Annotated in this window: 11 protein-coding genes and 2 pseudogenes; 10 read left to right on the top strand and 3 right to left on the bottom strand. The window is 69.6% G+C overall.

The window, feature by feature from the left end; genetic code table 11:
- Positions 1-29: 29 nt before the first annotated feature.
- Together dhaK and ACFXC1_RS29150 are read right to left on the bottom strand one after the other, a co-directional pair.
- Positions 30-1022 (bottom strand): dihydroxyacetone kinase subunit DhaK, encoded by a 993-nt coding sequence (gene dhaK / locus ACFXC1_RS29145; protein WP_093630807.1) that lies wholly within the window; start codon positions 1020-1022, stop codon positions 30-32.
- 428 nt (positions 1023-1450) lie between these two features.
- Positions 1451-1963: pseudogene (locus tag ACFXC1_RS29150) on the bottom strand (MFS transporter); the annotation flags it as partial.
- Positions 1964-2405: 442 nt separating this feature from the next.
- On the opposite strand from ACFXC1_RS29150, the pseudogene ACFXC1_RS29155 reads away from it, so the two are divergent.
- The 7 genes and pseudogenes from ACFXC1_RS29155 to ACFXC1_RS29185 all read left to right on the top strand — a co-directional run bounded on the left by ACFXC1_RS29155 (position 2406) and on the right by ACFXC1_RS29185 (position 9506).
- Positions 2406-3585 (top strand): annotated as a pseudogene (locus ACFXC1_RS29155) (acyl-CoA dehydrogenase family protein).
- Positions 3586-3839: 254 nt separating this feature from the next.
- Entirely contained in the window at positions 3840-6083 is a 2244-nt protein-coding gene (locus ACFXC1_RS29160; protein WP_381247726.1) for an MMPL family transporter, read from the top strand.
- 96 nt (positions 6084-6179) lie between these two features.
- Complete coding sequence (locus tag ACFXC1_RS29165) at positions 6180-7370, top strand: sensor histidine kinase (protein WP_381247729.1); 1191 nt, start codon at positions 6180-6182, stop codon at positions 7368-7370.
- A complete protein-coding gene (locus ACFXC1_RS29170) occupies positions 7367-8050 on the top strand; it encodes a response regulator transcription factor (protein ID WP_381247731.1) in 684 nt (227 codons plus the stop codon). Before ACFXC1_RS29165 ends, ACFXC1_RS29170 begins: the two co-directional genes overlap by 4 nt.
- A gap of 111 nt (positions 8051-8161) precedes the next feature.
- The gene (locus ACFXC1_RS29175) at positions 8162-8347 is read left to right on the top strand and encodes a hypothetical protein (RefSeq protein WP_381247734.1); all 186 of its coding nucleotides are present in this window, start codon (positions 8162-8164) and stop codon (positions 8345-8347) included.
- 41 nt (positions 8348-8388) lie between these two features.
- Positions 8389-8733 carry a thiolase family protein gene (locus ACFXC1_RS29180; RefSeq protein ID WP_381247789.1) on the top strand — a complete coding sequence of 115 codons (345 nt, stop codon included), beginning with the start codon at positions 8389-8391 and terminating at the stop codon, positions 8731-8733.
- Positions 8734-8867: 134 nt separating this feature from the next.
- On the top strand, positions 8868-9506 hold the full coding sequence (locus ACFXC1_RS29185; protein ID WP_381247737.1) for a DUF6518 family protein: 639 nt from the start codon (positions 8868-8870) through the stop codon (positions 9504-9506).
- A gap of 36 nt (positions 9507-9542) precedes the next feature.
- Here the strand turns inward: ACFXC1_RS29185 and ACFXC1_RS29190 are convergent, their stop codons facing one another.
- Positions 9543-9857 carry a CocE/NonD family hydrolase C-terminal non-catalytic domain-containing protein gene (locus ACFXC1_RS29190; protein ID WP_381247740.1) on the bottom strand — a complete coding sequence of 105 codons (315 nt, stop codon included), beginning with the start codon at positions 9855-9857 and terminating at the stop codon, positions 9543-9545.
- Positions 9858-10004: 147 nt separating this feature from the next.
- On the opposite strand from ACFXC1_RS29190, the gene ACFXC1_RS29195 reads away from it, so the two are divergent.
- From ACFXC1_RS29195 to ACFXC1_RS29205, 3 genes are all read left to right on the top strand, one after another.
- Positions 10005-10259, top strand: coding sequence for a hypothetical protein (locus tag ACFXC1_RS29195; RefSeq protein WP_381247742.1), 255 nt, complete (start codon positions 10005-10007; stop codon positions 10257-10259).
- A gap of 56 nt (positions 10260-10315) precedes the next feature.
- Entirely contained in the window at positions 10316-11242 is a 927-nt protein-coding gene (locus ACFXC1_RS29200) for a UTP--glucose-1-phosphate uridylyltransferase (RefSeq protein ID WP_381247745.1), read from the top strand.
- Positions 11243-11355: 113 nt separating this feature from the next.
- Positions 11356-12264, top strand: coding sequence for an RNA polymerase sigma-70 factor (locus ACFXC1_RS29205; RefSeq protein WP_381247746.1), 909 nt, complete (start codon positions 11356-11358; stop codon positions 12262-12264).
- Positions 12265-12368 lie beyond the last annotated feature (104 nt).

Genomic DNA, 12368 nt, shown 5'->3' on the forward strand with positions numbered 1-12368 from the left:
TGGGTGAGTTGGCCGATCGCGCCGACGTGTCACACGCCCCAGCGCAGTCCCGGCGTCTTCACCGGCGCGTCCCACAGCCGCAGCAGCTCCTCGTCGATCTGGCACAGGGTGACCGAGGCGCCCGCCATGTCGAGGGACGTGACGTAGTTGCCGACCAGTGTGCGGGCGACGGCCACCCCGCGCTCGGCGAGCACCCGGTGCACCTCGGCGTTGAAGCCGTAGAGCTCCAGGAGCGGGGTCGCGCCCATGCCGTTGACCAGCACCAGCACCGGATTGCTCGGCGGCATGTCCTCCAGGATCGCGTGCACGGCGAAGTCCGCGATCTCCCCGGAGGTCATCATCGCCCGCCGCTCCCGGCCCGGCTCGCCGTGGATGCCGACGCCCAACTCCAGTTCGCCCGGCGGCAGATCGAAGGTGGGGCTGCCCTTGGCGGGGGTGGTGCAGGCGCTGAGCGCGACGCCGAAGCTGCGCGAGTTCTCGTTCACCTGCCGGGCGATCGCCGCCACCCGGTCCAGCGGCTGCCCCTCGGCCGCGGCGGCACCGGCGATCTTCTCGACGAACAGCGTGGCGCCGGTGCCGCGCCGCCCGGCGGTGTACAGACTGTCGGTGACGGCGACATCGTCATTGACCAGCACCTTTGCGGTCTGGATGCCCTCGTCCTCGGCGAGCTCGGCCGCCATGTCGAAGTTGAGGACGTCCCCGGTGTAGTTCTTCACGATGAACAGCACCCCGGCCCCGCTGTCCACGGCCGCCGCGGCCCGCACCATCTGGTCCGGCACGGGGGAGGTGAACACCTCGCCGGGACAGGCCGCGGACAACATCCCCGGACCCACGAACCCACCGTGCAACGGCTCGTGCCCCGACCCCCCACCGGAAACAAGCGCGACCTGCCCGGCCACGGGGGCGTCCCGCCGTACGATCACCCGGTTCTCGACGTCCACGGTCAACTCGGGGTGGGCGGCGGCCATGCCCCGCAGCGCGTCCGTGACGACGGTTTCCGCGACGTTGATCAACATCTTCATGGGTACCTCCTGATGACACCAGCAGATGGGGCTCTGACCTGGGACTTTGCTGGGCGGATGGGGTTGCGTCGGATTTCGGTCTTGGCGGTCCTTGGCGGTCGAAAGCGGTTCCTGGCGGGTCTGATGCTGACTTAATGCTGACTTTGATGACGGGTCGTCAGATACTTGGGGGTCGGTCGGACGAGGGGCGGAGGGAGCGCCCCTCTGGAAAGTATCGACCTTGCAGCGGTGAAGGTCACGGGCTGGGACGCTCGGGGGCGAAAGGGCCGCAGAGCTGGAGGCTGTCCGCGCGGCCAACCGCGAACTGACCCGGGTCCTGAACCAGAAAGGAGCTGCTGACCGATAGGGGGGGAGCCTCCGGCCAGAAGTGGCCAGGGGCGCCCGATGTCGCGATGATGGGCAGACCGGTCGGCGCTTGTTCGGGGCGCAAACGCTGTCAGCCACACACGGGATGCCGCCAGACCGGCGGCCGCCCCGATCCCGCCCATCGCCATGATGGCGCCGAACGCACGCGCTCTGGACGCCGTGTCGGTGAACAGCAGCGTGGTCAGGATGTAGACCGGCGGGATCAGCAGCGCCGTACCCACACCCTCCAGGATCGAGTTGCCGAGGATCAGCAAGCCCAGCCCCGGCGCGGCCGCACTGAGCACCGCCCCGACCCCGTAGACCACGAGCCCCGCCAGCAGGCAGCGCTTGCGCCCCCACTTGTCGGTCAGCTTCCCTCCCGGGATCATCAGCGCGGCCATCACCAGCAGAAAGATCGTGATCGCGACCTGGACACCCTGCACGGTGGTGTCCAGGTCCTCGCTGATGTCGTTGATCATCACGTTCATGTTGGAGCCGGCGAAGCTGCAGATGAACTGCGCCAACGCCAGCGGAGCGAGCACCCGCCGTGCCCCCGCCGCACCCCCGTCAGCTCCCACCGCTGCCGTCCCCGCCATGCCGCCACCTGCCCGTCCGCCGAGTCTGATGTCCTGAGGAACCGCGGCTTCGTCTCCGCGAGCAGCCCGGCGCTGACGGAACGCAACCGCCGCCGAGACCGTCGCATGGCCGACCGCCGCGGGGCCGAAGGCGCGCAGCAGCAGCCATCCTCAATTGGCCCCACAGGAACCTCGACACCACCACTGCGGGGGGCCGGATCGTTTTCGGAACGTCGGAGCGTTCAGCGAGCTGCGGCAGGTCGTCACCCCGTCGTTTCACCCGATCAGAAGGTCAAGCTGTGGCCGACGCACAGGAGACTCACTTCCAACACCGTGAGTGATCCATCTGGGCGCATCACCCGAACCAGCGATCGGGCAACGCCTGTTGCGGCTGCTGGCGTCCGGCACCCTGACCCGGATCTCGGGCTGGACTCCTGACCGACACTCACCCCTGGAGCACACGATGAGCGGCGCCAAGCCGATGAAGGACCCCCTCGACCTGCTCGACCTCTCCTCCACCCTCACCGACGAGGAACGCGAGATCCAGGCCACCCGTCGCCAGGTTCCTCGCCGACCGGGTACGCCCAAACATCCCGGAGTGGTTCGAGAACGCGCACTTCGCCCGCGAACTCGCCCCCGAGTTGGGCAAGTTGGGCGTACTCGGCATACCCCTGGAGGGCTACGGCTGTGCCGGCACGAACGCGGTCGGCTACGGCCTCGCCTGCATGGAACTGGAGGCCGCGGACTCCGGATTCCGCAGCTTCGTCTCGGTGCAGGGCTCGCTGTCGATGTACTCGATCTGGAAGTGGGGCTCGGAGGAGCAGCAGCAGGAATGGCTGCCCCGGCTCGCCGCCGGTGAGGCGATCGGCTGCTTCGGCCTGACCGAGCCGGACTTCGGCAGCAACCCCTCCGGGATGCGCACCCGGGCGGTCCGCGACGGCGGCGACTGGATCCTCAACGGCTCCAAGATGTTGATCACCAACGGCGGTATCGCCGACGTGGCCACCGTCTGGGCGCAGACCGAGGCGGGTGTGCGCGGCTTCCTCGTGCCGCGCGGCACGCCCGGCTTCACCACCCAGGACATCAAGCAGAAGGTGTCGCTGCGCGCCTCGATCACCTCCGAGCTGTCCTTCGACCACGTGCGGCTGCCCGACTCGGCGCGGCTGCCCCTCGCGGAGGGTCTGCGAGCCCCGCTGTCCTGCCTGAACGAGGCCCGCTTCGGCATCCTGTTCGGCGCGGTCGGTGCGGCCCGCGACTCGCTGCGGACGGTCATCGAGTACGCCGACTCCCGCGTCCAGTTCGGCTAGCCGATCAGCGCTTTCCAGCTCACCCAGAAGAAGCTCGCCGACATGAGCGTGTCCCTCGGTGGCGCGGCGCTGCTCGCCCTGCACCTGGGGCGTCTGAAGGACCAGGGCCGTATCCGCCCCGGGCAGATCAAACTCGGCAAGCTCAACAACGTCCGCGAGGCCCTCGCCATCGCGCGCGAGTGCCGCACCGTCCTGGGTGCCAACGGCATCTCCCTGGAGTACTCGCCGCTGCGCCACGCCAACAACCTGGAGTCCGTCCTGACCTACGAGGGCACCAGCGAGATGCACACCCGGGTCATCGGGCAGGCCCTCACCGGCCACGCGGCGTTTCGTTGATGCTCCACCCCCGTCAGGAAGGTGCGCCAGCGGAAGCGGGCGGATGCATCGTTCGTTCGCGGCGACCTGATGACGCAGCGCGGCGCGATGTCATCCCCAGGTCGTATCCGGTGCTCCATCTCAAGGATGGCCGGAGCGCGTCGGCTGGTGCAGCGGCACCAAGCAAAGGTGCCAGCACCAGCACGATGCCTCGCCACCCCTAGTCCGGCCAGTCTGGTGATCTACCCGAATCCAGACCTGGAGATCCGTTTCTCGTGGCTACCTTCCTGTACCGGTTGGGCCGGACCGCCTTCCGACGGCGATGGCTCGTGACGCTGCTGTGGGTCCTGATCCTGGGCGCCGTCGGCCTCGGCGCCGCCAAGGCTCCCGCCGCCTCCGACAGCGGCACGTCCTTCATGCCGGGCATCGAGGCGCAGAAGGCTTTCGACCTGATCGGAGAGCGTTTCCCCGGCACGGACGCGAACGGCGCGAGCGCGCGGATCGTGTTCGCCGCACCCGAGGGCGAGAAGGTGACCGCGTCCGGAAACCGCGCAGCCATCGAGGCACTCGTGCACGAGGCCGCCGACGAGCCGGAGGTCGCCGGCGCGGTGAGCCCGTTCACGGCGGACGCGGTCAGCAAGGACGGCTCCACCGCCTTCGCCACCGTGAACTTCAAGGTGAAGGCCGCCGATCTCACCGACGCGGACAAGGCCGCGCTGGAGAAGGCCATCGATCAGGCGCGTGACTCCGGCCTCACCGTCGAGGTCGGGGGAGACGCTCTCGCCGAGCAGCCCGCGGCCGGCGGGTCCGCCGAGGCCGTCGGGATCGCCCTCGCCGCCGTCGTGCTGCTGATCACCTTCGGATCTCTCGCCGCGGCCGGGCTTCCCCTGCTCACCGCCGTCGTCGGCGTCGGGATCAGCACGGCGTCCATCCTGGCCCTGGGCAGCACTCTCGGTCTCTCCCTGACCACCGGGACCCTGGCCTCGATGCTGGGGCTGGCGGTCGGCATCGACTACGCCCTCTTCGTGGTCTCCCGCTACCGGGAGGAGCGCGCGAACGGACACGAGTCGGGTGAAGCGGCCGGCCTGGCCGTCGGCACCGCCGGTTCGGCCGTGGTGTTCGCAGGTCTGACGGTCGTCATCGCGCTGGCGGGCCTGTCGGTGGTCGGCGTCCCGATGCTGACCAAGATGGGCCTGTGCGCGGCGGGAGCCGTGGTCGTCGCGGTGGCGGTCGCCCTCACCCTGGTCCCGGCCCTGCTCGGGATGTGGCCCGACGCGGTGCTCTCCCGCCGTGCGCGCAAGCGGGGCCCGGTCACCGCCCGGCCGTCCACGACCGCGGGCAACGACGGTACCCACAACGGTGGTTCACGGTGGGCGCGGTTCGTCCTGCGCCGCCCGGTGACCGTGCTGGTCGCCGGTGCCGTGGGGTTGGGCGTCCTGGCCCTGCCCGCCGCGCACCTGGAGATGGGCATGCCGGGCGCCGAGTCCAAGCCCGTCTCCTCCACCGAGCGACGTGCCTACGACGCGCTCGCCGCCGGCTTCGGACCCGGCTTCAACGGGCCGCTGACGATCGTCGTGGACGCCAGGGGCGCGGCCGACCCCAAGGCGGCCGCCGCCGGGATCGCCAAGGAGATCGGCGCCACGAGCGGCGTCGTGTCCGTCTCTCCCGCGCGATTCAACCCCGCCGGTGACACCGCGCTCTTCTCGGCGGTCCCCACCGCCGGCCCGAACACCGAGGACACCAAGAACCTCGTCAAGACCATCCGCTCGGAACGCGCCGGTCTCGAAAAGTCGACCGGCGCGACCTTCGAGGTCACCGGCAGCACCGCGATGAACATCGACGTCGCACAGGCCCTTCAGAGCGCCCTCGTGCCCTACCTGGCCGTCATCGTCATCCTGGCACTGCTTCTGCTGCTGGTGGTCTTCCGTTCCGTACTCGTGCCCGTCAAGGCCGCCCTCGGATTCCTGCTGTCCGTGCTGGCCGCCCTCGGCGCGGTTGTCGCGGTCTTCCAGTGGGGCTGGGGCGCGAGCCTGCTGGGCGTGGAACAGTCCGGTCCCATCATGAGCCTGATGCCGGTCTTCCTGGTGGGCATCGTCTTCGGCCTGGCCATGGACTACGAGGTGTTCCTGGTCGCGCGTATGCGGGAGGCGTACGTTCATGGCGACCGGGCTCCCGAGGCAGTTGTCTCCGGGTTCCGGCACAGCGCCCGGGTGGTGGTCGCCGCCGCGGTGATCATGATGGCGGTGTTCTCCGGGTTCGTCGCCTCCGGCGAGTCCATGATCAAAACCATCGGGTTCGGGCTCGCCGTAGCGGTTTTGTTCGACGCGTTCGTCGTACGCATGGCGCTCGTCCCCGCGGTACTCGCGCTGCTCGGCGACAAGGCGTGGTGGCTGCCGGGATGGCTCGATCGGCTGCTGCCCCGCGTCGACGTCGAAGGCGCCGGGCTCACGCGGCCGCCGGCCCACGGCACCGGGCCGGAAGACAGCGCGCCCACGCAGCAGGAACCGGCCCACGTCTGACCGGTCCGCAGTTGTGGGCAGCGGCGCCGGACCTGACGGCGCCGCTGCCCGCCCACGGGCCCAAGTAGTCTGCCCGGAGAACTGTCTCGGAGCGTGATGAGCACAAACTGGCAGCGCAGGGCAGCGGCCCGGCCAAGGGCCGTCGAAACCGCGACCCTCATCCTGCTGTTCGCCCTCACTGTCGGCGGCGTCGCCTTCACCCGCACGGTCATGCCCGAGACACCGTGGCTGTGGCCCGGTGTGGCCCTGCCTGCCGTCGCCTGCGCGGCGCTGTTCCGGCGCCGAGAGCGCCCGCTCCAGGTTCTCGCCGTGGCCCTGGTGTGCACCATGGGCCTCGGCGCCCTCGGCTACCTCCTCACTCCAGGGGTGATGGGTCCCCTCCTGGTCGCGCAGTACGCCGTTAGCGCGCGTGCCGCTCGCCGCACCACCTGGAACAGCGCGCTGACGGCCGCCGCCGGCATGATCGTCGCAGGCCTGTTCCTCCCCTCCTTCTACAACTCCCTGATCCTCGCCATCGTCAATCCGGCGGCCTGGGTGCTGCTGTCCGCGGCCTTCGGCAGCTACGTCCGGGTACGCCGTGAGTACGCCCTGGCCCGCGCAGAGCATGCGGCGCGCGAACGCGAGGAAGAAGCACGACACCGGGTGGTCCAGGAGCGCATGCGCATCGCCCGGGAACTGCACGACGTGGTCGCCCACCATCTGACCCTCGCTGACGCTCAGGCCAGCACCGCGGCCCACGTCGCACGCATCGACCCCGAGAAGGCCTTGGAGATCGTGGCGAACCTGCCGGAGTCGACGGCAGCGGCCCTGCGTGAACTGAAAGCCGCCGTGGGACTCCTGCGCCAGGACACCGACCCGGGAGACGACCTGAGTCCCGCACCCGGGCTTCAGCAGGTGCCCGACCTGGTGGACGCATGCGCGGCGGCCGGGCTGCAGGTGACTGTCACCACCGAAGGAACACCGTCCCCACTCACCCCCGTGCTCGACCTGACGGCCTACCGGATCCTCCAGGAAGCGCTCACCAACGTCACCAAGCACGCCGCCACCCGCACCGCACAGGTCCGGCTCACGTACACCCCACGCTCCCTGACCATGACCGTCACCAACGACACTCCGACAGACCGGCCCACGGCCGCACCCCACTCGGGCGGCTTCGGCCTGCTCGGCATGCGCGAGCGCGCGGCGGCGGCAGGCGGCACATTCCACGCCGAGCACCGCCCGCGAGGGGGCTTCGAGGTCACCTGCACCCTTCCCCTCACCAGCGACGACGAGAGCCCCGCCCCATGACCATCCGCGTTCTGCTCGCCGACGACCAGGCTCTTCTCCGAGCCACCTTCCGCATCCTCATCGACTCGGTCGAGGACATGACCGTGGTCGCGGAGGCCGCCGACGGACACGAAGCCGTCGACCTCACCGCCACCCACCACCCCGACGTGGTGATCATGGACATCCGCATGCCGAACCTCGACGGAGTCGCGGCCACCGCGGTCATCTGCTCCCGGCCGGAACTGGCGAACACCCACATCCTCATCCTCACCACGTTCGAGAACGACGAGAACGTCGCGAAAGCGCTACGGGCCGGCGCGAGCGGCTTCCTCGGCAAGGGCGTTCGCCCCGACGACCTGCTGTCGAGCATCCGCACGGTCGCTGCCGGAGAGTCCCTCCTTTCGCCGATCGCCACCCGGACGCTCATCATGCGTTTCCTGGCCAGCCCGGACACCGACGGCTACCTCGCGCTCCCTGATGCCGTCCAGGCCCTGACCGATCGAGAACGCGAGGTCATGACCCTGGCCGCACACGGCAGGTCCAACGCCGAGATCGCCGACCGGCTCGTTCTGAGCCCGTTGACCGTCCGCAGCCACATCCAACGTGCGATGACCAAACTCCACGCCCGCGACCGCGCCCAACTCGTCGTCATCGCCTACCAGAGCGGGCTGGTGAAACCGCATCAGTATCCCCACGGCTGATCGGCCGGAATGAACCGGCACGTAAGGCACGCTTTGGGTTCCAACGCCGGTCGAGCGTTGGCAGCGGGACGATTCGGCCGTTCGAGAGGTGCGGGAAATCGGCCTTGGACCGTGGATGACGACTTGTGGGACCTGATCGAATCCCTGCTTCGGCCCTGGCCCGAGAAGACGCCGCGACCGAGCCGGTGGCACGAGACCGGTGTCTTCAAGAAGCTGCACCGGATCCTGCCCGCCGGTCTCCCGGTGAGCGTGCCCGGCACCACCGTCAACCGGCGGTGCCGAAGGAGTGGACGGTGACCCTCGGTTAGTCCAATGAGCAGCTCCGGGAGCGCTTCGGTATATCCCGCGAGCGGCAGGATGAGTTCGCCGCCCGCTCCCATCAACTCGCCCACTGGGCAAGGGAGCTGAGATTCTGCGATGACCTGGTGGCGCCGATCGCAGGCGTCGACCTGACGCGCGACGAGGGCATCCGGGCCGGATCCACGCCGGAGGTCCTGGCCGGGCTGCGACCCGTCTTCCGTACGGCGGAGCGGGGCGGCACCATCACGGAAGGCGACGCCGGCTCGCTCAACGACGGTGCCTCTGCGGTGCCGGGCGACGCGGCGCACTGCCTGTGCGCCTCAGCACGCCGGATGCGGTACGCGACGAAGAACCAGATCTGGCGGCTGCCCGGCAAGAGCTGACCGCTGTCACGTATGACGAGGGGGAGGGGTGGTTCACCTGTCCCTCCTCGTCGTTCGACCGGAACGGATCTCGATTCGCCCCCGGACCGATCACTATACATTGAATGTATACGTCATGTGTATAGTACGCGGCCATGACCACAGCAACTGCGTCCCGACGTGACGCCCCTGCCGCCGTCCTCGCCGCGACCGTGGCCTTCGGGCTGCTGCTCGGCTGGGCGACGTACGACCTGCATGGGGCGTCACCCCTGCTGGAGCGGGCGACCAACTCGGTGTCCACCTGGATCATCTGGACCGCTGTGGCCGGTGCGCTGATCCGTGCCCGGCAACTCGCCGTCTGGGGCGGCGCGTTGATGATGCTCGCCACCTGCGGCGGCTACTACGGGGCGTCCGCACTCGGGGACACCTTCGGGGCCGGAGGGCTCGGAACCGCCGCGGTGTGGTCGGCGGCCGGGGTGGCCGGAGGACCGCTGCTGGGATGGGCCGGATGGACGGTGCGGCGTGGGCGGGGGGACATACGGGCCGTGGCCGGGGCGGCCATCGCGATGGTGGTTCTGGGGGAGGCGCTCTGGCTGGGGTTGGCGCTCCACTACTGGGGAGAGGCGGCCGCCTTTCTGGCCGTCGGCGCGCTGATCACCCTTGTCCTGACCGTCTGTCTGGCGCGTGCCGGGGTGCGCCGTTACTGGCTGTGCGCCGTGCTTGCTCCCGTGAGTGGTCTCGCCTTCTACCTCGCCGAGGACGGCATCCTGAACGGCCTGCTCGGCTCGCTGTGAATCCGGTGGGCGGCCCCCGCGCGAGTAGAGCTTTCGTCAGGCGTTCTGCCGGATCGGCAGCACGATGGCGGAAGGATGCTCGGGGTCGTGGCAGACCTGCTGGTCGGCGGCCCGGAGGACGATGGCGATGACGCGGGGTTCACGGGCGCCGGGGTTGCGGTCGAAGCGGTGGAACGCGCCGCTGGAGACCCGGACGCGGATGCGGTGGCCGCGCTTGAACAGGTAGGCCGTAGGCCACAGTTGCACCGTCGCGCACGTCGTCTCGTCGGCGCCGGTGAGGCTGATCACGACGTCGGAGCGCGCCTCCAGCTCGGAGTTGTGCACGCGGCCGTATTTCTGCAGGGTCCGCATGCGAACGCCGCCGACCGCGGGGGCGGGTCGGCCGGGCCGTAGTGGTATTCGTCCGGGGCGGACTTGACGGGCAGGCGCTGCCGGGCTGGAGGTGGAGGTGGTCGACATTCATGTCGTCGACTCGCCCGTGACCTGGCGGCAGCCTTGATGGAGGTCGAGCAGGTCCCCGACATTCCGATGTTCCGCAAGAACACCGCCGCCTTCGTGCACGAGATTTCCGGGGAGGTTTTTTCGAACGTCGACGGCGACAGTACATATGTGCGTGTCCAAGTGCTCACCAACGCGGGCGCGTTGGACCGCGACAAGCAGCTCGCGGTGGTCCGTCGCTCGTACCACCGCGCATGGCTTGTACTCGATCTTCATGTCGAGCGCTCCGTGGGGTTCGGCGCGGGCCGTTGGTAGCGTCGGCGGGGTGTGCCTCCCGACGGGCACACGACGCTCGACCGGAGAGAGACGTGATGTCCCCGACGATTCGCAGGGCCGTGATTCCCGCCGCCGGGCTCGGCTCCCGGCTGTTGCCACTGACGAAGGCGACACCGAAGGAGATGCTGCCGGTCGGCGACAAGCCGGTCATCGAGCACACCGTCCGCGAGCTGGTGGACTCCGGCATCACCGACATCACCATCGTCGTTTCGGGCGGCAAGTCCCTGATCCAGGAGCACTTCCGGCCCAACCCCGCCCTGGTCGACCAACTCCGCCAGGATGGCAAGACGGCCTACGCGGACGCGGTGGAGGAGGTCGCGGAACTGGCCCGGCGGGGCCACATCACCTACCTCGACCAGTACGGTCCCTACGGCAACGGCACCCCCGTGCTGAACGCGGCCCGTGCCTTCGGCGACGAGCCGGTGCTCGTGCTGTGGCCCGACGACGTCTTCGTGGCCGAGGTCCCCCGTGCCCAGCAACTGGTGCGCGCCTATGAGCAGACCGGCTGCCCGGTGCTGGCCCTGATGCCGATGGACCCCGTCGACTCCCAGCGCTACGGGGTGCCCATCGTCAAGGAGGACCTCGGGGACGGGCAACTGCGCATCACCGGCCTGGTCGAGAAGCCCGAGCCCGCTGCCGCGCCGTCGTCGTACGCGGCCATCGGCGGCTATGTCGTCACCCCCGGAATCATCGACGAACTGCGTGAGCAGACCCGCCGCTGGTACGAGACGAGGACCGGCGAGGTCTACCTGACCGACGCCATCAACGCCTACGCCGCCACCCGCGCGGTGTACGGACAGGTCATCCAGGGCCGCTGGTACGACACCGGAAATCCGGCCGACTACATGGTCGCCCAGATGGCGTTCGCGCTCGCCCACCCCGAGTACGGCCCCGTCCTGCGCGGCCTGGTCGCCGAACTCGACGTCGACCGCGCCGCCGCCCAGGCGATGACGAGCACCTGACCTGCGTGACGATCGCGCCCTCGCGGAACCCGCCGGGCGCGATCGGCAGGCGAGGGCCGCCGTAGCATGAGCGGGCGCTTGCGCGAACCTGGTCGGAAGTGAAGGCGGCACGCATGGGTATCGGGGACGGCACGGATTCCCTCGACGAGGCGGCGGACGTGTTCATGGCGGCGCGTCCCCAGCTCTTCGGGATCGCCTACCGCGTGCTCGGCAGCGCCACGGAGGCCGAGGACGTACTCCAGGAGGCGTGGCTGCGGTGGCAGCACACCGACCGTGCCGTCGTCCGCGAGCCGAAGGCGTTCCTCGCCACCGTCACCGCGCGGCTGGCGCTCAACGTCGCGCAGTCCGCGCGCGTGCGCCGTGAGTCGTACATCGGCCCCTGGCTGCCGGAGCCGGTCGACACGCGCGCGGATCCACAGTTGGGCGCCGAGCGGGCCGAGGCGCTCGACACGGCGGTGCTCCTCCTGCTGGAGCGGCTCAACCCCGTGGAACGGGCGGCTTATGTGCTGCGCGAAGCCTTCGACTACCCCTACCGGCAGATTGCGGACATGCTGGAGACCAGCGAGACCAACACACGTCAACTGGTGAGCCGCGCGCGCAGACACATCGCGTCGGAGCGCCGCAAGCCCGTCGATGCCACCGAGCACAGGCGGCTGATGGAGGTCTTCCTCGCCGCCGCACAGAGCGGCGATCTGGCCGTGCTGGAGAACATCCTCGCCGAGGACGTGGTCAGCTACACCGACGGAAACGGACTGCGCGGGGCGTCCAAGTTCCCGGTCGTCGGCCTCGTGCACGTCTCCCGGTACCTCGCCGCCTTCGCGCCGCGCTTCTGGCCGGAGAAGGAGATCCACTGGGTAGAGGCCAACGGCGGACCGGCCGTCCTCGTCACGGCAGGGGAGACGGCGGTGGTCCTGCTGACCCTCGACATCTCGGAACGCGGCGTCGAGCGCGCCATGTGGGTCATGAACCCGGAGAAGCTGGCACCCTACGTCGCCTCTCTAGAGGGCGGCACCACGTCCTGAGCCGTCACAGATCGCGGGGCTGTCCGGTCGTACTGGGTGAAGACCCCAGTGATCGGAGTGGACCGTGGCTGTCACCGAACAACGTCTCGCCACCATGGTGCTGG

The sequence above is a fragment of the Streptomyces hokutonensis genome, assembly GCF_042751305.1.
GTDB lineage: Bacteria > Actinomycetota > Actinomycetes > Streptomycetales > Streptomycetaceae > Streptomyces > Streptomyces hokutonensis_A.